At 65.2% G+C, this 19,796-nt stretch carries 14 protein-coding genes; 5 read left to right on the top strand and 9 right to left on the bottom strand.

The genetic code is table 11. From position 1 onward, the window contains the following. Window positions 1-161 precede the first annotated feature (161 nt). The 3 genes from ACYVHT_RS03470 to ACYVHT_RS03460 all read left to right on the top strand — a co-directional run bounded on the left by ACYVHT_RS03470 (window position 162) and on the right by ACYVHT_RS03460 (window position 5,818). Complete coding sequence (locus ACYVHT_RS03470; RefSeq protein WP_460547971.1) at window positions 162-1,442, top strand: PcfJ domain-containing protein; 1,281 nt, start codon at window positions 162-164, stop codon at window positions 1,440-1,442. Between the two features lie 62 nt (window positions 1,443-1,504). Beyond that, window positions 1,505-3,028 carry a TROVE domain-containing protein gene (locus ACYVHT_RS03465; RefSeq protein ID WP_460547969.1) on the top strand — a complete coding sequence of 508 codons (1,524 nt, stop codon included), beginning with the start codon at window positions 1,505-1,507 and terminating at the stop codon, window positions 3,026-3,028. A 1,389-nt stretch (window positions 3,029-4,417) separates the two neighbouring features. Beyond that, window positions 4,418-5,818, top strand: coding sequence for an RtcB family protein (locus tag ACYVHT_RS03460; protein WP_460547967.1), 1,401 nt, complete (start codon window positions 4,418-4,420; stop codon window positions 5,816-5,818). A 205-nt stretch (window positions 5,819-6,023) separates the two neighbouring features. Here ACYVHT_RS03460 and ACYVHT_RS03455 read toward each other — a convergent pair whose 3' ends face one another. From ACYVHT_RS03455 to ACYVHT_RS03435, 5 genes are all read right to left on the bottom strand, one after another. Beyond that, complete coding sequence (locus ACYVHT_RS03455) at window positions 6,024-8,921, bottom strand: DUF4394 domain-containing protein (protein WP_460547965.1); 2,898 nt, start codon at window positions 8,919-8,921, stop codon at window positions 6,024-6,026. 303 nt (window positions 8,922-9,224) lie between these two features. After that, window positions 9,225-12,890 (bottom strand): DUF4394 domain-containing protein, encoded by a 3,666-nt coding sequence (locus ACYVHT_RS03450; protein WP_460547963.1) that lies wholly within the window; start codon window positions 12,888-12,890, stop codon window positions 9,225-9,227. Between the two features lie 219 nt (window positions 12,891-13,109). After that, window positions 13,110-14,327, bottom strand: coding sequence for a DUF4394 domain-containing protein (locus ACYVHT_RS03445; RefSeq protein ID WP_460547961.1), 1,218 nt, complete (start codon window positions 14,325-14,327; stop codon window positions 13,110-13,112). 49 nt (window positions 14,328-14,376) lie between these two features. After that, window positions 14,377-14,913: an MOSC domain-containing protein gene (locus ACYVHT_RS03440; protein WP_460547959.1), complete on the bottom strand. Its 537-nt coding sequence runs from the start codon at window positions 14,911-14,913 to the stop codon at window positions 14,377-14,379. Window positions 14,914-15,050: 137 nt separating this feature from the next. Then, window positions 15,051-15,515, bottom strand: coding sequence for a hypothetical protein (locus ACYVHT_RS03435; RefSeq protein WP_460547957.1), 465 nt, complete (start codon window positions 15,513-15,515; stop codon window positions 15,051-15,053). A 314-nt stretch (window positions 15,516-15,829) separates the two neighbouring features. Here ACYVHT_RS03435 and ACYVHT_RS03430 point away from each other — a divergent pair, with 314 nt between their 5' ends. Continuing rightward, window positions 15,830-16,762: a M48 family metalloprotease gene (locus ACYVHT_RS03430; RefSeq protein WP_460547955.1), complete on the top strand. Its 933-nt coding sequence runs from the start codon at window positions 15,830-15,832 to the stop codon at window positions 16,760-16,762. Between the two features lie 67 nt (window positions 16,763-16,829). On the opposite strand, the gene ACYVHT_RS03425 is transcribed toward ACYVHT_RS03430, so the two are convergent. From ACYVHT_RS03425 to ACYVHT_RS03415, 3 genes are all read right to left on the bottom strand, one after another. Then, window positions 16,830-17,093: a hypothetical protein gene (locus ACYVHT_RS03425; protein ID WP_460547953.1), complete on the bottom strand. Its 264-nt coding sequence runs from the start codon at window positions 17,091-17,093 to the stop codon at window positions 16,830-16,832. A 67-nt stretch (window positions 17,094-17,160) separates the two neighbouring features. Beyond that, a complete protein-coding gene (locus ACYVHT_RS03420; RefSeq protein ID WP_460547951.1) occupies window positions 17,161-17,913 on the bottom strand; it encodes a hypothetical protein in 753 nt (250 codons plus the stop codon). Further along, on the bottom strand, window positions 17,910-18,473 hold the full coding sequence (locus tag ACYVHT_RS03415; protein ID WP_460547949.1) for an RNA polymerase sigma factor: 564 nt from the start codon (window positions 18,471-18,473) through the stop codon (window positions 17,910-17,912). The genes ACYVHT_RS03420 and ACYVHT_RS03415 overlap by 4 nt, the downstream gene beginning before the upstream one ends. Before the next feature lie 179 nt (window positions 18,474-18,652). On the opposite strand from ACYVHT_RS03415, the gene mutM reads away from it, so the two are divergent. Continuing rightward, complete coding sequence (gene mutM / locus ACYVHT_RS03410) at window positions 18,653-19,513, top strand: Fpg/Nei family DNA glycosylase (protein WP_460547947.1); 861 nt, start codon at window positions 18,653-18,655, stop codon at window positions 19,511-19,513. Here the strand turns inward: mutM and ACYVHT_RS03405 are convergent. Continuing rightward, the gene (locus ACYVHT_RS03405; RefSeq protein ID WP_460547945.1) at window positions 19,475-19,774 is read right to left on the bottom strand and encodes a hypothetical protein; all 300 of its coding nucleotides are present in this window, start codon (window positions 19,772-19,774) and stop codon (window positions 19,475-19,477) included. The two genes, mutM and ACYVHT_RS03405, sit on opposite strands and share 39 nt — an antisense overlap. Window positions 19,775-19,796 lie beyond the last annotated feature (22 nt).

The raw sequence follows: 19,796 nt of genomic DNA, 5'->3' as shown, positions 1-19,796 counted from the left end.
TTATCGGCTCCTTGCTGCGGGCCGGCTGCGCCAGTGGGCGGCCAGTTGGTCGGCCGCTGAGCAACGGCAAAATCGACTGAAACCGGGCTGCCGGCTGCGTGCGCCCACCTCTCTTATTCGAAAACCTGGCTAGGCACTGTCTGCGGGCAGGCCCCCGCTTTATGGCAAACCGTAACAAACCTATTTCGGCGGAAACCCGCCGCTGGCAACAAGCCGGTGCCGCCCTCGCGCGGCACATCGACTGGCGCAAATGGCCCCTGTCGCGGCAAATTGACTTTATTTTTTCCTTTGCGTCGCCCCACCAGCTGTACGAGGCCGTGGGCGTCGATTCGGTACTGTCGCAGCTCTACGCCATGTGCGTGGCGGTGCTGCCGGCCGAGGTTCGGCCCGCCATTCGCACGGCGCTGCAAGCCCTGGCTACCAAGCGCATCGGCGTGCTGCACCGGCCCGAGCTGGGCCTGGCGGTGGCCGCCCTCACCGAGCGCTACGCCCAGCGGGTGCGCGAGGTGGCCGACTGGCAGCCCAAAAGCAGCAACGTGTACCGGCAGCTGACCGGCCTGGTGCGGCACCTGTTCGACGGCTACGGCAACACGCCCGCCTGGCTGATTGAATCCTGGACGCGCCCGACGTTGGTGGAAGACGGCGTGAGCCTGCCCGATTTGACCCTGCACCTGGGGCAGGGCAAGTCCCTGCGCAGCTTCCCCGGCCTGCCCGTGGCCCTCAGCAAACGGCTGGAGCATGGGATGCGGCAGGCACCGGCCGGCTGCACTTTCCGCGAAGCCTTGCGCTACGCTCAGCTGGCGGCCCGCGATGCGCTGGCCTGGTGGGGCGTGGTGATGGAATCGCGCCTGGGCCGCGCCCCGCTCGTGGACGACGACTTCTGGCTGGGCGTGGTGGACTTTTTTCTGGCCACGCCCATGGTCGACCCCAGCCACTTCGGGCCGGTCTGCGACTGGATTCAGCAGAAGCGCAGCGTCGGCATCGGCACCGAGCCGGCCCAGCCGGGCTTCTCGCTCAAAGGCCGCAGCATGGCGTCGGTACTCGCCCAAACCGAGGCCTGGCACCAGGGCCTGAACCGGCTGCGTCGCCAGGCGGGCGGCGTGCTGCCCGATGCCAGCATCTGCTGGCCCGGCCTGCCGGTACCAGACTACGCAGCTGGCAACGTGCGGATTACGCAGCTCACCACCTACGGCCAGCTGCTGGACGAAGGCCAGGCCCTGCACCACTGCGTGGCCACTTACCTGACCTCCTGCCGCCGGGGCCGGTGTGGCATTTTCTCGCTCACCGTGGATGGCCACCGCAGCCTGACGCTGGAAGTGGAGGCCAACCGCACCGTGGTGCAGGTGCGCGGCAAGCACAACCGCTGGATGACCGATGCCGAAGAAATCTGCATCAAACAATGGCTCGACCAGGCCCGCCTGGTGATGTCGAAATACGCTTAAGCAAGCTGCAAAACGCCGCCGAACGGCCGTCATGCCAATATTTAACTCCTAACGCTGCCATCATGCGCTTCAACTTCTTCTCCCGAAATACCGCTCCGACGGTAAACCACGAAGGCGCACCCGCCTTCACGCTCACGCCGCAGGTGGAGCTGTACGCGGCTGTGGCCACGGCTGCGCTCAGCGACCAGTTCTACGAAACGGCCGATACCCGCCTGGCCCGCCTGCGCGATTTGGTGGCCAAAAACGACCCCGTTTTCGTGGCGCAGCTGGCCGTGTATGCCCGCGAAAGCCTGAATTTGCGCTCGGTGCCGCTGGTGCTGGCCGTGGAGCTGGCCCGCCTGCACCGGGGCGACAGCCTCGTGAGCCGCCTGGTGGCCCGCGTGGTGCAGCGCCCCGACGAAATCACGGAATTGCTGGCCTTCTATGCCCAGGCCAACGGCCGGCGCGGCACCAAGGTCCTCAACCGCCTCTCGAAGCAGCTGCAGAAAGGGCTGGCCCTCAGCTTCAACCGGTTCGACGGCTACCAGCTGGCCAAGTACGACCGGGCCGGCGCAGTGCGCCTGCGCGATGCCCTCTTCCTGGTGCACCCCAACGCCAAGGACGCGGCCCAGCAAGCCCTGTTCGACCAGCTGGTGCGCGGCGAGCTGCCCACACCCTATACCTGGGAAACCGAGCTGTCGGCGGTAGGGCAGGGGACCTACGCCACCGGGGCGGACCGGCAAACGGCCGTCCGCCAGACCTGGGAAACGCTCGTTGGCAGCGGCAAGCTGGGCTACATGGCCCTGCTCCGCAACCTGCGCAACATCCTCGAAGCCAATGTTTCGGCGGCAACGATGGAGAAAGTGTGCGACACCCTGGCCGACCGGTTTGCGGTGGCGCGCAGCAAGCAGCTGCCGTTCCGCTTCCTGGCCGCTTACCGCGAGGTGAAAGCCTTGCCCAGCGGCCATGTGGCCGGCGTGCTGGCGGCCCTGGAAACGGCCATGGCGCACAGCGCCGTGAACCTGCGCGGTTTCGGGCCCGACACCCGCGTGGTGCTGGCCTGCGACGTGTCGGGCTCGATGCAGCAGCCCATTTCGGCGCGCAGCAAAGTGCTGCTCTACGACGTGGGCCTGGCGCTGAGCATGTTGCTCCAGAGCCGCTGCCAGAACGTGATTACCGGCCTGTTCGGCAACATCTGGAAGCGCATCAGCCTGCCCCGTGGGCCGGTGCTGCGCAACGTGGACGAGCTGTACCAGCGCGAAGGCGAAGTGGGCTACTCCACCAACGGCCACCTGGTAGTGCAGGAGCTGCTGTTGCGCCGCGAAGTGGTGGACAAGGTGATGATTTTCACCGACTGCCAGCTCTGGAACAGCACCAACGGCGGGGGCGTATTCAGCCAAATCTGGGCCGACTACCGCCGCACCGTAGCCCCCAACGCCCGCCTCTACCTCTTCGACCTGGCCGGGCACGGCACCGCCCCGCTGGAGGTGCGCCCCGAAACGGGCGTGGCCCTCATCGCCGGCTGGTCCGACAAGGTGTTCGACGTGCTGAGCGCGCTGGATAACGGCGGCTCGGCCCTTACCGAAATCGGGAAGATTGAACTGTGAGAAGTGAGATTATGAGAAATGAGAAGCCCGGACAGCTTTTGCTAAGCATTCTCACGTCTCACGTCTCACGTCTCATAATCTCACCTCTCAAAGCGGAACCCCCGGCCGCTGCGGCGCAAGGTGGCGTAGGCGTGGCTTACTTCGCGAGGTGCAGGGTTGGCCGTTTCGGCGGCAGGGGTTCGAGTCCCCTCATCATAGTGCCCGCCGCTCATTCCCCTTGCTTTACGCCAATTAATCAAACTAAAAACGACATGATTTACGTTAGATAAACTGCCGAAATGAGGAAGACGGCTGCCCACCTGGGGCAGTCGCCGACCGGGACGCGGCCACTGCGGTGGCGCGTCCCACTCCGGCCGCATCCGCATGGTTCAGGTGCCGTAGATGGGCGCTACTTCGCTTGGTGAAAGACTTGCCCTTCGGGACATTTCTCGGGTTCGATTCCCCCTCCGCCGCTTCGGCTGCGGTTGACGCGCCCGCCGCCTGTTGCCCTGAATTTTTCGGAATTAACTCAAAAAATACGTTTCCAATTGGGTGCCGTAGCCGGGCCGTTCTTCGCTCCCCCCAGGTATGGTCGTGGGTTCGACTCCCGAAGTGCTGCCGCGAGGCAGGGCGTAATGCGTAACGGTAGGGCCATGCCGACTGGCCGGGCGCTTGTTGCCCCGTTTGGAAACCAGGCGCTGTGTTGGGTGCCGTAGGCAAAGGCTACTTCGTTGTATCCAGGCGGATACCGTGGGTTCGAATCCCGCCTTCGGCCGGCAACCGCCGGAGTGGCTGAGTGGTCAAAAGCACCGTTTCATCATGTGCCTTTGCCGCTTGTTGCCCCAATATATTCTCGTTCAACCTCCGTCGGGTGTCGTAGCCCGGCCATACTTCGCACTTTTAATGCCCGGGACGCGGGTTCGAATCCCGCCGGCAATGGCCGCAGGGCCGTTGTCGTAGCTCAGTGGTAGAGCAGGATATGAAGGCCGGGCGCTGGTTGCCCCGGCGGAGGAAGGAGTTGAGAAGGTGTCGTCGAGCAGGCTTACGTCGACGCATCCCCCTGAACCGACTGCTCCGCTTTTTCTACCCTTGTCAACTTGTTGCTTTTCGGATGCCGTAGGCCGGCGTTCCTTCGACCTGTCACGTCGCCTTTTGGCAAAACGCCGGCCGGCTGTCGCTCCGAAAAATTTATTGAATAAAACGCGCTGGTGCCGTAGCACCGCCCTACTTCGTTAGGGACGATGGGGTCGCCGGTTCGAGCCCGGCCCGTGGGTTTCGGCCTGCGGTAGCTCAGTCGGTTAGAGCACATGTGCGGGCGTTGCGCCTGTTGCCCGGCCCGTTTTATTTCTTTTCATCATCAACGACTGAGACGCGAAGTGTCGCGTCTCTACAGTGTAAACAACCATTCTCATGGCCTCTCAATTACGCGGCAACGACCTCCGAAACCTCGGTTTCCCCGAAGGCCGTGCCATCGGGCTCGCGCTGGCTCAATTGCAGCGCAAGCACCTCAAGAAACTCTCCCAAACCGACCAGCTGGCTTTGCTGGGGCAACTCGTTGCCAACCCCACCGACTACCTCACCCACCTCGACTGGAGCCACACGGCCGCCGCGCTGCTGCCGCCGCCCAATCGCCACATCAGCCTCGTGGAGCGTAAGGACTACGCCGTGTTCGGCCCCGAGCACATCGAGCAGGGCGCCATTCATCAGATGGAAACGGCCATGAAGCTGCCCGTGACCGTGGCCGGCGCCCTCATGCCCGATGCCCATCACGGCTACGGCCTGCCCATCGGCGGCGTGCTGGCGACGGATAATGCCGTGATTCCCTACGCCGTGGGCGTGGACATTGGCTGCCGCATGGCCCTGTCGGTGTTCGATTTGCCCGCCAAATTCCTCACCCAGCGCACCCAGCAATTGCGCAGCCTGCTGCTCGACAACACTCGTTTCGGCTCCGGCCGGGGCTTCGAGCGCGGCCAGCGAATGGACCACGCGGTGCTCGATAGCGAGGAATTCCGCACGATTCCTTTCCTGAAAAACAAGCTGGACAAAGCCGCCGAGCAGGTGGGAACCTCCGGCTCCGGCAACCACTTCGTGGAGTTCGGCATTGTCGAAATCACCGAAGCGGAAAACGAGCTGGGCGTGCCCGTGGGCCAGTACCTGGGCGTGCTTTCGCACTCCGGCTCGCGGGGCCTGGGCGCCGGCATTGCCGAGCGCTACACCAAGCTGGCCAAGGACGTGTGCCACCTGCCCGGCGAAGCCCAGCACCTCGCCTGGCTCGGCCTCGACACCGAAGCCGGCCAGGAATACTGGGCCGCCATGAACCTGGCCGGCCGCTACGCCTCGGCCTGCCACGAGCAGATTCATCGCCGCCTGGCCAAAGCCCTCGGCGAAAAGCCCCTGGCGAAAGTGGAAAACCACCACAATTTCGCCTGGAAAGAACGCCTGGCCGATGGCCGCGAGGTCATCACCCACCGCAAGGGCGCTACGCCGGCCGGCGCGGGCGTGCTCGGCATCATTCCCGGCTCAATGACGGCCCCCGGCTTCATTGTGCGCGGCCGGGGGCTGGCGGCTTCGCTGGCGTCGGCCTCGCACGGGGCGGGCCGGCTCATGTCGCGCACCCGCGCCAAGGCCGAGCTGGGCGAAGCGCAGGTGCGCAAGCACCTGGCCGACTACGGCGTGGAGCTAATCGGCGGCGGCCTGGACGAAGCGCCGATGGCCTACAAGGACATCCACACCGTGATGGCCAGCCAGCACGAGCTGGTGGACGTGCTCGGCTCCTTCACCCCCAAAATCGTGCGGATGGACGGCGCGTAAAAACCTCGCCGCTGAAAATCCAACCGCCCGCCATTCAGCGTAGATAATGGCGTGTCTCTACAGGGGACAGTTGTTTTCATAGCTCGGAAAGCCTCTCGCCCCTGGCGGGAGGTTTTTTTAATAAAAAGTGAACCCGTTGAGTTAAACAGAAAAAGCCCTCACTGCATCAGTGAGGGCTTTTTGTTTGAAATCGGAACAGAGGCAATTACTGCACGACGAGTCGCTTGGCGACGCGCCCGGCGGCGGTTTGGGCCTGCACGGAGTAGATGCCGGGGGCCAGGCCGCCGAGGGGCAGCTCGAGGGTTTCCACAGCACCCGCCGCCAGCGTGCGGGTGAGCACGGTGCGGCCCAGGTTGTCAACCACGGCCACGGTTGTGGGCTGGGGGCCGCGCAGGGCGGCGGGCAGCAGCAGCGTGGCCGCGCCGTGGGCCGGGTTGGGGTACACGCTGGCCAGGCGGGCCAGGGCGGCGGGGGCGTTGGCCAGCACGCGGGCCTGGGTGGTGAAGAGCAGGGCGTAGCGGCCGCTGGCCGGCGCGTTGGCGGCCACGTTCAGCGGGAGCGAGGCATTGGTGGCCAGGTCGGAGTAGGTGCCGGTGAGGGCGTCGCGCAGGTAGGCGTGGTAGGCGGCGGGCAGGTTGGCCAGGTTATCCACGGCCAGGGTGTAGGAGCCGGGGGTGGCGGCGGCCAGGCGCAGGGGCAGCAGCACGTCGGCGCCGGTCAGGGCGGGTTGGCCGTTGATGGCCAGTGGCTCGGCGCCAGCTTCGGTGGCCAGCTGCAGGCCGTTGGAGCCGGGCAGGGCCACGGCATCGAAGGCCGCATCAAAATTGGGAGTAGCGCCCTGGTCGAAATAAACGGCGGCCTGCGTAGTGGCGGCAGTGCTGCTCAAACTCAGCAGCAGCTGCGGGCGGGTGTCGGAAGTGCCGCGCTGGAAGGGCGTATTGTTGTACGTAGTAAGGCGCTCGGCATTGGTGAAGGCGATGCTGCCGGTCTGGCCCGGGGCGCTGGTGCGCACGAAGAAGCCCTGCGACGACGGCAGCACGTTGGTGCCGCCGTTCACGCCCACGCCGCCGATGTAGCTGGCATACGAGCCGGTGTACTGGCCGCTGCTCTTGAACACGTACAGGGCGTTGTCAACATTGGTCAGGCGGCCGTTGCTGATGACCAGGTTCCAGTCGAGCGGAGCGGGGTAGGGGTTGCCGCGCAGGTGCCAGCCGCTCTCGGCCTGGCCGCCCCGGGTGAGGCCGCCGGCCGTGAGCGGGCCGTTGTTGAGCGTGCCCACGAAATCGACATTGGCCGAAGCCGTGATGTTCACCGTGTAGCCCTCGGTGGGGTTGAGGGCATCGCCCAGGTTGTTGGGCGAGAAAAAGCCCTTGTCGAAATCCTGCGGCGCGGGGTTGCCGCTGGTGGTCACGCGCTGCTCGTTGTAGCCAAACACCGTGGGGAAAGGCGTTACCGTGTTGCCAATGCTGTTGTAAGCCCCATTCACCACGGGCGCGAAGCCGGTAGTGGTCAGGTAGGCCACGGTGCTGCCGCTCACGGGCGGGCTGTAGTGGCGGTAGCCCAGGCCGGCGTTGCGGCTGGGGTCGATGTAGCGCTGCACCGTGGCTGCGCCCACCACGCTGCCGCTGATGTTGACGACCTGCGCTGTGTTAGCCGCATCCGAGAGCAGCGTAAAGGTCTGCCCCGTCACCGTCAGGTCGCCATACAGCGTGAGCAGGCGGCGCACCGAAGCCGGGGCCGCCAGCGCCGCCGCCGGGGCCAGCGAGGCCGTGCCCAGCCCAATGGTCAGGTTCTGGAAGATGGTGGGCGAGGTGCCGCCGATGGTCTGCGAAGTGTTCAGGTCCAGAATAACGGTGCTGCTGCCGTTGCCCACCAGCGTGCCGCCGTTGTTGGTCCAGTTGCCGCCCACTACCAGATTGCTGCCGCTCAGGGTGGTAAACACCGCCCCACTCGTGAGCGTGAGGGCGTGGGTTTGCTGGTTGGTGGCCAGGGTGGGCTGGTTGGGCGTGCCGCCCGGAATCACCACATCCGTGGCGGCGGTGGGCACGGCGGCGGGGGTCCAGTTGGCGGCCGTGAGCCAGTCGGTGCTCACCGAGCCGTTCCAGGTGATGGTGGGCGGGGGCAGCAGCGCCACCGCCAGGTCGCGGATTTCAAAGTTGAGCAGCGTGCTGGCCGGCACCGTGTTGCCCAACTGCGTGGCCAGGCCGGTGGCCAGGTCGAGGCGGTAAGTGTTGCTGGCCCGCGAGCCGTTGGCGCGGGGCGCGGTCACTTCCGTCACGTAGCCCACGTTGGTGTTGGTAGTCGGGTTATAGAAGATATCCAGCCCGATATCCGTCGGATTGCCAATGGGGTAGGTGCCCGGCGACGACCCGCCCGTAATCATGAACTGCACCGTGCTTTGCGGGTTCAGCGTGCCGTTGTTGGGCGGGGCCTGAATGGAGAGCAGGCCGTTGTTGAGGTAGTCGAAGTCGTAGAGCGTGGTGGTGGCCGCCGTGCCTACGAAGGAATTGGTGTAAGCCACCGCGCCCACGCCGGGGTCGGCGGGGCTGCCGCCAGCGTAGGCCAGGGGGCCATCGGTGGCCGCGAGGCCGCCCGTTGCGGGGTTGAGGCGGTAGTTGGCGTTGTTGGTGCTCACCACCCGAATGCGGTCCACCGTCGGGTTGAAGTCGAAGCCGATTTTCTCGGCCGGCCCGCCCAGCTCCAGCCGGATGGCGCTGCCCATGGGCGAGGCCACGTTGGTGCCCGCATTCAGCAGGTACAGCTGGGCGTTGGCCCCGGCCGTGCCGGCATCGTAGCCCAGCGCATACAGCAGGTTGTCGGCCGGGCGGTAGTCGATGCCTACCAGCGTCTGGCCCGCCGCCACGCCCGTAATGCGCAGCGGAGCCAGGTTCAGCGCCGCGCCCGTGGTGGGGTCGATGAGGACCAGCCCCTGCGCCCCCACCGGCTCGCCCCGGAAGTTGGAGCCGGTGATGGTGCCCAGGCCCAGAATCGTTTGTGCCCGGGTCAGCGATGAATGCGTTACCAAGCCCAGTAGCATGAGCGCAGCCGCTCCGTGGCGGGCCAGGGCGCGGACTTTACTGATTGGGTATGTGGTGCGATGCATATTATTTATAATTTTAGTAAGATGAAAAGCAATGTATTTATGACTGAAAATCAAGGGCTTCCAAGGTACTGAAAAAATGCCTTTCGCCGATTTGCGTCCGTGTACGGTGCCCGAAAAGAAAAGATTACACCGGGTAAAATAGCGGGCGGCCATAGCTGGCCACCCCATGAGCAAGCGCATTTAACAAGCACCTGAATTTGATTATTCCAGCTTAAGCGCCTGCAAAAAAGAACCCGCCGCCTGACAGTTGTCAGACGGCGGGTTCTTTACAGAAGAAGCAAAAAGTGCTTCAGCGCCAGCAGGCTATTGCACGACGAGTCGCTTGGCGACGAGCCCGGCGGCGGTTTGGGCCTGCACGGAGTAGATGCCGGGGGCCAGGCCGCCGAGGGGCAGCTCGAGGGTTTCCACAGCACCCGCCGCCAGCGTGCGGGTGAGCACGGTGCGGCCCAAGTTGTCGACCACGGCCACGGTTGTGGGCTGGGGGCCGCGCAGGGCGGCGGGCAGCAGCAGGGTGGCCGCGCCGTGGGCCGGGTTGGGGTACACGCTGGCCAGGCGGGCCAGGGCGGCAGGGGCGTTGGCCAGCACGCGCTGCTGGGTGGTGAAGAGCAGGGCGTAGCGGCCGCTGGCCGGGGCGTTGGCGGCCAGGCTCAGCGGGAGCGAGGCATTGGTGGCCAGGTCGGCGTAGGTGCCGGTGAGGGCGTCGCGCAGGTAGGCGTGGTAGGCGGCGGGCAGGTTGGCCAGGTTATCCACGGCCAGGGTGTAGGAGCCGGGGGTGGCGGCGGCCAGGCGCAGGGGCAGCAGCACGTCGGCACCGGTCAGCGCCGGTTGGCCGTTGATGGACAGTTGCTCGGCGCCGGCTTCGGTGGCCAGCTCCAGTCCGTTGGTAGCGGGCAGGTAATGGGCGTCAAAGCCCGCATCGAAGCCCGCCGTAGCACCCTGCTCAAAATACGTTGCCGTTTGGAGGGCGGCGGTGGCATTGCGCAGGGTCAGGGCCAACTGCGGGCGGGTATCGGCGGTGGTGCGCTGGAAAGGCGTGTTGTCGGGCGCATTGGTGCGCACAGCATTGGTGAAGCTTACCGAACCTGTCTGGCCTGCTGCGGTCCGCACGAAAAAGCCCTGGGCTACCGGTATGATATTGGTACCGCCATTGACGGACTGCCCGTTCACGTAGCCAGCGTATGCGCCCGTATACTGACTGTTGCTTTTGAATACGTACAGCGCGTTCTCGATGCCCGTAGAATTCGTCCGCACCACGTCGAAATTGATGGCCCCCGGGTAGGGGTTGCCCAGGAACTGCCAGCCGGCAGTGGGCTGAGCGCCCCGGCTCAGCGCGCTCGTCGAATAGGTGCCGGTGTTGAGCGTGCCCTGAAAATCAACCAGCTCCGTACTGTTAATGTTGACGGTGTAGCCCCGCGTGGTAACCAGCACGTCGCTGAGGTCGTTGGCGCTAGGCGAGAGGAAACCGTTGTCGAAGTCGCCCACCGCGTACGACGCGTTGCTGGTAGCCAGGCGCGACTGGTCGTAGTAGAACACGTTAGGGTAGGGCTGCACCAGGCGCGGGGCGTTGGATGAGTTGTAGGCGCCATTCACCACCGGGGTGTAGGAGGCCGTCGCCAGGTCCGCCACCGTGTTGCTGGTGGCGACAGCGGTATTGCGCGTCACCGGCGAGCTGTAGTGGCGGTAGCCCAGTCCATTATTGGTGGGGGTGATATAGCGTTGCACCGTGGCAGTGCCGGTTACTACGCTGCTGCCGTTGTTCACCACATAGGCCGTACCGTTAGCATTGGAAAGCAGCGTGAAAGCGACGCCAGTACCAATCGTGAAGTTGCCGTTGAGCACAAGGCCGTTCTGAATGGCAACGGGGCCGGTGTTGGTAGCGCCCGCCGTGCCCACGGTCAGGTTGTTGAAGGCTGAAGCCGCCGTGCCGGTGCCGGCCAGGGTCTGCACAGCCGCGCCGTTCAGCACCACTACGCCGGTGCCGGTGCCGCCCACCGTACCGCCGTTGTTGGTGAAGTTGCCGGCTACGGTGAGGGTGCCGCCGTTGGCGGTGGTAAGGCTGGTGCCGGCGTTCAGGGTCACGGTGCGGGCCTGCTGCGCGTTGCCCACAATGGGCTGGTTGGCGGCAGCGGCAATCACCACGTCGTTGCTGGCCGTGGGAATTTGAGCGGGCGTCCAGTTGGCGGCCGTGCCCCAGTCGGTGCTCACGCTGCCGTTCCAGGTCAGCAGCGAGCCCGTCGGGATGAAGGCGGCCAGCCCGCTCACGTCGCCGCCGTTGCCGATAACGCCTTTCGCGGTAGCTGCGCCAGAGGCCAGGTCCAGGGTAAAGAGCTGGTCATTCAGCGAAGCGCCGGTATTCACTGCCAGATACGCCGCGTTAGTGGTGGTGCCGGGCGTGTTGAAAATGTCAAAATCAGCGCCGCGGGGCGTGGTCGGCACCGTCAGGCCCGAAGGTCCTACCAGCACCAGCGTCCCGTTATTGGGCGGGTTCTGAATATAGAGGTTGGCGTTGGTCGCGTCGTAATCGTAGAGCGTCGTCGCGTTGGTGGGAGCCTGGTTGTTGGTGTAAGCCGCCCCGCTGATGACCGGACCGGCCGTGAGCGTCCCGTCGGTAGCAGCAATGGCGCCGGTGGTGGGCACCAGGCGGTAGTCGGCCCGGTTGGTGCTCACCACCCGGATGCGGTCCACGGTCGGGTTGAAGTCGAAGCCAATCCGGTCGCTGGCCCCGCCCAACGGCAGCTGCACCGGCCCGGTGCCAATGGGCGTAAGGGCACCCGTGCTCAGGTTCACGGTGTAGAGGCGGGTATTGGTAGTGGCCGGGTCATAACCCAGCGCGTACAGCTCGCCAGTGGCGGGCCGGAAGTCCAGGCCGGCCAGCGTCTCGTTGCCGTTGAAGGCCCCCAGCGCCACGCTGGAGCGCAGCAGGCTTGGCGAATCGGACAGGAAAGACACCAGCTGCCCGCCGCTCACCGCGTAAATCAGCTGGCCGCTGGTGGCTAGCGTAGTCGCTGGCACAGCGGCAATGTCGCGGATTTCAAAGTTGGCTTGTTGCGGCACCGTGTTGCCCACCAGCGTGGCCAGGCCCGTTTCCAGGTTCAGGGTGTAGAAGTTGCTGCCGCCGTTCACGTTTACTTCTTCCAGGTAGCCCACGTTCTGGCCGGTGGTGGGGTTGAAGTAAATGTCGAGGTCGAAGCCCCGTGCCGACCCCACGCCGATGTTCGGGTTGTTGAGGCGCAGCGGGCCCACGGTGTTCAGGGTGCCGCTGTTCGGCGGGTTCTGGGTGGTCAGGAATCCGTTGTTCTGCTGGTCGTTATTTAGCTCGTCGAGGTCGTAGAGCAGGGTATTGAGGGGGGCGGCCCCGGTCACCGAGTTGGTGTATGCACCCGTGCCCACGCGCGGCGTAGAGCCACTGTTTACATCGCCGGCTGCATAAGCCAGGGTGCCATCGGTGGCGGCGAGGCCGCCGGTGATGGGATTGAGGCGAAAATTAGCTCCCGTTGTGCTCACCACCCGAATGCGGTCGGCCTGCGGATTAAAGTCGAAGCCAATGCGGGCCGTAGGGCCACCCAAGGACAGTGCAAACGCGGGGGCTACGGCAGTGGTGGAGCCGGTAGCCGGGTCGATGGTGTAAAGCTGGGCCAACCCCGCCCCGTCGTAGCCGAACCCGTACAACACCCCGGTGGCGGGACGAAAGTCCATCCCGACCAGCGGCAGGCCCGTGGTGGGCAGGCCCGTGCTGGTCACATACGTAATGGGGGTGGGCGTGAAGGTGTTGGTCAGGCCCGTGGTCAGGTTGATGGTGATGAGCCCCTGGCCGCCGGCTGTGGCGCCTGCGGTAGAAGTTCCTAGCCCATAAACCGTTTGCGCCTGCACCTGCGGCGCGGCGAGCAGCAGGCCCGCACCCAACGCGGCACCCAGTAAGCAGCGGAAGCGCCGGCCCGGAGCCAGCAGCGAAGGTAAGCGTGTGTACATAAAGTGGGAAAAGGTTGGTGGAGAGTGAAAAGGACCAGCCAAACCAGTCGCAGACCGGCGGCGCAACTCAACTACGTTCACCGGGGAATATTCGGATGGAGTTTTAATGAGTTTTTAACGACTAAATCCCTGTATTTCGGAATATTGAAAAATATTCACGGCAAAAACCCCTCAGTCTTTTAAAATCGATGGCTTTCGCATCGGTGCCGTTGGTGGCAGCTATTGAATGGTGAGGCGCCTGGCCACCAAGCCCGCCGCCGAGTGAGCCAGCACTGAGTACACACCCGGCGCGAGGCCGGCCAGCGGCAGGGCCAACTCATCGGCCGGGCCCGTGGGCAGAGAGCAGCGCAGCACGGTACGGCCCAGGTTATCGGTTACGGCAACGGGCACGGCGGCGGTGCCGCGCAGGGCCGCCGGCAGCCGGAGCGTGGCCGTGCCGTGCGCCGGATTGGGGTAAAGCTCCGCCAGCTGGGCCAGCGCCGCCGGAGCCGTGCCCAGCGGCGTACCAATGCTGAGGGCCAGGTCGCGAATCACAAACGGAATTGCCGAGGGCACCGTATTGCCGACCAGCGTGGCCAGGCCGGTGGTCAGGTTCAGGCGGTAGAAGTTGCTGCTGCCGCCGGCCGTCACTTCCATCAGGAAGCCTTCGTTGCGGTTGGTGCTGCCGTTGGCGTAAATATCGAAGTCGATGGCCTGCGGCGAGCCGATGCCGTACGTGCCCGATGCTACCTGGAACATCACCGTGACCGGGGCCGTGAGCACCCCGCCGTTGGGCGGGTTCACCACCGAAAACAAGCCATTGTTCAACTCATCGAAGGCATACAGCGTGGTGCTGGTTGCGCCGGGGTAGGCGTTGGTGTACGCCACCGCGCCAATGCCCGGCACGGCCGGCGTGCCGCTGGCGTAGCTCAGGTTGGTATCGGTGCCGGCAATGGCCCCGGTGGCGGGGTTCAGGCGGTAGTTGGCACGGGTCGTGCTCACCACCCGAATCAGGTCGGCCACGGGGTTGAAGTCGAAGCCGATGCGAGCCGTGCGGCGGCCCAGCTCCAGGCGCACCGCCGGGCCCACGGCCGTGGCTGCGCCGGTCCCCACGTTCAGGGTGTAAAGCTGGGCGTTGGCCGTGGGTGCCACGGCGGCTGTGTCGTAGCCCAGGCCGTAGAGCAGGCCGTTGCCAGGCCGGAAATCCATGCCCACCACCTTCTGGCTGGCTGGCAGGCCGCTGAGCTGAATGGGAGCCCCCACTGCCACGCCATTGGCCGGATTAATCGTAACCAGGCCCTGCGAACCCGCCGTGTACGTCAGGTAGTTGGCCGTGACCGTGCCCAGCCCATACACGGTCTGGGCCTGCGCGGCCGGGGCCGTTAGCAGCGCTCCCAGCAGGGAGCCCAATAGCCAGCGGCGGGTAGAAAAATGGGGCGAACGTATGGTTCTGCTCATGTGAAAAGGGTTGATTTGCCCTTCCCAAACGGCCCCGCCCCAGCGAAAGTTACTTCGCCGCCTCGTCGGCAGGCTCCACCACCCGCACCACGTCGCCCACCCGAATGGTGCCGCCCTGCGCAATGTGCGCCGTGAGCCCGCCGTGGCCGCGCATGGCGTTATAGCCGCCGGGGCCCAGCTCTTCTTCCATGCGCGAGCAGGGGTGGCACTCGCCCGTGATGTCCAGAATCACCTCGTCGCCGATGCGAATCTGACGGTTTTTCAGGGCCAGCAGGTTCAGGCCGCTCACCACCAGGTTGCGGCGCAGGCGGCCGGGCTCCACCGGCGCATCCAGCCCCAGAAAGCTGGCCACCGCCGCCAAATGCTCGTGCTGAATCAGTGTGACCTGACGCTTGCCGCCCGTTTTGGGCCGGGCATGGTCGCCGAGCATATGCGAGTCGGTTTTCAGCTCCGCCTCGGGCACCGACACCAGCGGCTCGCGGCGCACCGGCCGCTGGCCAATCCACTCGAGGCGGCCGGTTTGGGGCAGCGTGGCCAGCAGCCGTGCCACGGTCGATTTATCGTCGCCAAAAAAAGGAAAAGGCATGGGTTTTAGGGGTTAACTATATGTAATTCGATTGTCGTCCTGAGCATAGCGAAGGACTTTCTCACTGCTGAACGACTGGTAGCAACTCAGCCATGAGCAGGTCCTTCGCTGCGTTCAGGACGACAGAATACTTAAAATCATAGCTCATCGGCCGTGCCGAAACCTTCGCGGATTTCGGGATGCCGAATCTGGCCGCCAAGGTTGCCGGCCCGCGCCAGCAGCCCGAAGCTGACCACGGCCGCCGCCAGCGTCAGCAACGTGAGCAGGCGGGCCCTGGGCGACTGGTTTTTCAGCATCAGCAAGCTGAGCAGCGCCAACGTAGCCGCTCCTTCCAGGGCCCAAAAGCCCAGCTCGGCCGCCTCTTCATGGGTATGAATGAGGGCGCGGCTCACGCGGGGCAGGTTCAGGGCAATGGCCGCCGCGCCCTCGCCCGTGAGCTGCGCGGGCAGGCACAGCCCGCCCGCCGCCAGCACCACCACGAGGCCGGCTTTTACCAGGGAGCTGTTTTGCCGAAGCAGCCCCGCGCCCAGCAGCACGGCGGCAAATAAGCTGCCCAGAATGGGGACGTGGTTGACAAGAAGGTGAAGATGAGCCTGATTCATGAAAGCTTGGCAAGGGAAAGCGGGCGCGTTTTGCCAGGGCACAAAGCTACTGCGGGCTTTGTGGGCGGTGGGGCTTTCGGCGCAACCATTTCGCCGCCGGAACGCCTCTTTCGAAATGAACTGCAACAGGCCCGCAAACGTTATTTCGACAGCCTGGCACCCCTCCGAGGAGGGACGCTGCCCGCCGGATGCCACAATGAAAAGATACGGCCGCCGTTGCTCTGGCAGGCCGGCAGCCCTGGCATTTTCGGGCGCTTGCTTTTGGCATTGCGCTTGCCTTCCGTTTAGTAGTTCTTCTATTCCGACGTTCCGCTATGACTTTTATCCCTGCTGTTTTCCGCCGCCTGGCCGCGCCGCTGCTGCTGGCTTTGCCGCTGGTCATGGCCGTGCCCGCTCAGGCCCAGACCGCCCCGGCCCCTACCGACGTCATCCGTGAGATTACCGATGCCGTGGGCCTCAAAGCACGCTTCGAGTTGCGCGCCACCCGCGACGTGGACAACGCCGCCGCCGTGGTGTACGACGGCAAGCGCTACCTGCTCTACAACCCCGATTTCCTGAACGCCGTGAACCGCGCCGGGCACACCGACTGGGCCGGCATCAGCATCCTGGCGCATGAGATGGGCCACCACCTCAACGGCCACACCCTGCGCGGCGGCGGCTCGCAGCCCGCCGATGAGCTGGAGGCCGATGAGTTCTCGGGCTTTGTGCTGCGCAAGCTGGGGGCCAGCCTGGCGCAGGCGCAGGCTGCCATGGCCACCGTGTCCGACGACCAGGGCTCCAGCACGCACCCTGGCCGCTCGCCGCGCCTCACGGCCATTGGCGAAGGCTGGCAGCGGGCCAACAGCCAGATTGTGGCCAGCATAAAGGCGACGGCCCCGTCGGCCGCTCCGGCTGTGATTGCCGCCAACGCGCCCGCCACTCGCCGCGCCGTCACCACCTCCGAAGAGGCCAGTGCCGGCGAGCTGATTGCCGTGAGCCAGAATACCGGCGACGCGGTGCGCCTCGTGGGCCAGCTCACCTTCCGCAACAATCCCAGCCAGCGCTATTACCTCACCACCGGCCTGAAAGTAGTGCGCGTGGACGAGGACGACAACGCCGAGGAAGTGGGCCGCATCACGCGCACCACCAGCACCACCTTCCCCTACGTGCTGACCGACACGCAGCAGCGCCGCCTGTTCATCACCGCCCGCGGCGATGTGTACGACAAAGCCGGCCAGCGCGTGGCCAAGCTGCACGACCCGTCCTGAAAACACTTACCGCACAAAAAAGTCCCGCTTCCAGCCTGGAAACGGGGCTTTTTTGTGCGGTAAGTGGCTAGTTGCTCGTTTGGCGGCCCAGCATCAGGCGGGTGTTATACCGGGTATCGTAGATGGTAAACCGGCTGGAATCGGCCGTGGCCGGCAGCAGGTAGCGCGAAAGCGTGGGCCTGGGAACCAGCGTGGTGTGCGCCGGCAGCGGATGCGCCAGGCGGGCCAGCACCAGTAGCAGCAGCATCAGGCTCAGCTGCAGCCAATCATTCTTGGCGCTGGCTTCCGACGAGGCATAGCGCCGGAGTAACGGGTTATTGGAAATATCCATAAAGCGTAATGAGTAGCGGTAGTAGCAGTAAATCAGCGCTGTAGAAAGTGGGTGAAATGCGCTCAGGCTAGCTCAGCCAGTGCCGCACGCCCTGGAAAAAGCGCGTAAACCACCGCCCGATGCCCCGCCGGCCTTCGGGCTGCCGCTGCGAGAGCTTCTTGTACACAATCTTCTCGTTGGTGCCGGCCGGTTTCGGGGTTTTGGCTGCCGGCCCGGCGGCTGCCTGCTGCGCGGGCACGCTGGCCAGTGGCGTGCCCGGATGCACCGAAGCCACTGGCGCGGGGGAGGAGGGCACGGCCGGCGCGCTGTCGGCCGGCGCCACTACCTCGGGGGTGATGGCTGCCTGCACAGCGGCCGTGCTGGCGGAGTCGAGCACCGCCCGGGGGGCCGCCTGGGCCTGATTTGGCCGCTGCGTTGCCGCTGCCCGGCGCTTGTGGCTGGCTGCCTGGGGCCGCGCCACCAGCTGGTGGTCCGGCCGCAGCTCCCCCGCCTCTGCGGCTGGAAGCAGCGCGGCTGTGGCCACGGCCGGTGATGCCGCTGTAGCCACCGCCGCTGGCACAAAGTGCACGGCCGGCGCGGCCGGTTTGGCTGCCGGCACCGCCGCCGGATGGGGCAGCAGCCAGCCAAGGCCCACGCCCACCACGGCCGTGAGGGGCAGCAGGAAGCGGTAAGACAGGCCTGTGCTGGTGGCGGGCAGGGTCGCAATGCGCTCGGCCACGCCCTCCCACACGCGGGGGTGGTCATCGGGCGGCAGGTCGTAGTCACGGAATACGTCGCGCAGCGACTGGTCCAGCAGGTTATCTTCGGATTGAGTGCTCATAATCGGATGTAATCGTTTTGTCGTTTGTAGAGCTCCGCCAGCTGCTTGCGGGCTTTGCTGAGCTGGGCCTTGGAAGTGCTTTCCTGAATGCGGAGCAGCTCGGCTATTTCGCTGTGCGAGTAGCCGTCCACGGCATACAGCAGCAGTACCACGCGGCAGCCGTGCGGCAGCAGCTCGATGAGCTTCAGGACCTCATCCACTTTCAGGCCTTCGAAAGCCGTGGCATCCACGGCCATCGACGGCGGGGTTGTGTCTTCCACGGGCTGGGATTCGCTCTCGTGCCGTAACCGGCCGCTGCGCCAGTGGCTGATGGCCGTGGTGACAACGATGCGCCGAATCCAGCCTTCGAGCGTGCCGCCGGCCCGGAATTCGGGCAAGTGCGCAAACACTTTCACGAAGGCGTCCTGCAGAATGTCCTCGGCCTCGGGCACGGTGTAGGCGTAGCGGCGGGCAATGCCCAGCATCCGCCCCGCGTAGCGCAGGTACAAGGCACGCTGGGCCGCCGGTTCACGGCGGAGGCAGCGGGCAAGCAGGTCGTCGAAAGCGGCGGGCGTGGGCATGAATGCGGGCGCGCCCCGGTGCCGGGAGCGGGCTCAATTGGGTAAGACGCAGACCGGTTGCCAAAGGCTTCTGCCGCGTAGCGTTTTATTGACGATGACCGGGCCGTGAGTGCAACCCCGACCGGAAATATGCTGTTAGCGAAGCATAAAAATCAGCCCAAAACCTTCACAAATTCTCCGTGCCCGAATTACCCGAAGTCGAAACCTACCGCCGATTTATTGACGAGCTGGCCGTGGGCCAGACCATTGCCGCCCTGCAGGTGAACGATGCCCACGTACTGGCCACGCCCGAAGACCAGCTCCGCGCCGGCCTCGTGGGCCGCACCATCGCGGGCACCAGCCGGCTGGGCAAAAACTGCTTTCTGGAACTCGACAACGGCCGGGTGCTGGTGCTGCACTTCGGCATGACCGGCGACGTGGGCGCCTACCGCGACGAGCCCGACGCCCCGCGCTTCACCCGCGTAGCCCTGCACCTCGAAGATTCCGGCCTGCGCCTGGCCTTCATCGACCCGCGCAAGTTCGGCCGCATCCGGCTGGCCGACAGCGCCGCCGCCCACCAGCAAGCCAAGAAAATCGGCCCCGATGCGCTGGCCATTACCGCCGCCGAGCTGCAGCAGAAACTCAGCCGCCGCAAGACGCTGCTCAAGCCGCTGCTGCTCGACCAAAGCATCACGGCCGGCCTCGGCAACTGGATTGTGGACGAGGTGCTGTTTCAGGCTAAAATTCATCCCGAGCGGCTGGGCTCGTCCTTGTCGGAAAAGGAATTCAAGGCCCTGCACGCCGCTATTCAGCTGGTGCTGCACACGGCCATCGACCACGAGGCCAACTACCGGCATTTCCCCAAGTCCTTCCTCATCCACGCCCGCGAGTGGGACGACCCGGCCACGCCCGGCTCCGACGCGCACACCTTCTGCCCGCGCCACCCAAAGGTCAGGATTGAGAAATACTACGTGGGCGGTCGGGCCACGTACCTCTGCCCCAAATGCCAGCCCGCGCCGGCTTCAGTGCATGCTGCTACCGCCGTCGGCCAGCACGAATAAGCCGGTGCAGGCACCAAAGCCGATGAGCAGCACCAGCAGCATGCTAAGGAAATAAGGAGCGGCACCTATTTCCTGCGGTCCTCGCCCCAGGTGCGTCAGGGCCAGAATGAGGTTGACCAATGCCTGCCCCAGATAAAAAAGGCCAAAGAGGATGGCCGCTGAACCATCCATCCACTTCACGGCCAGGCCCAGCAGGGCAGCGGCGGCCAGCAGGATGAGCAGATTGTTGCGGACAATGCGACCGAAAGTAGGCTTTTCCATGGTGAAAGTCTGATGGAACGGT

The sequence above is a fragment of the Hymenobacter daeguensis genome (assembly GCF_054780555.1).
The sequence above is the reverse complement of the archived record's forward strand: the minus strand, read 5'-3'. Positions and strand labels throughout refer to the sequence as shown.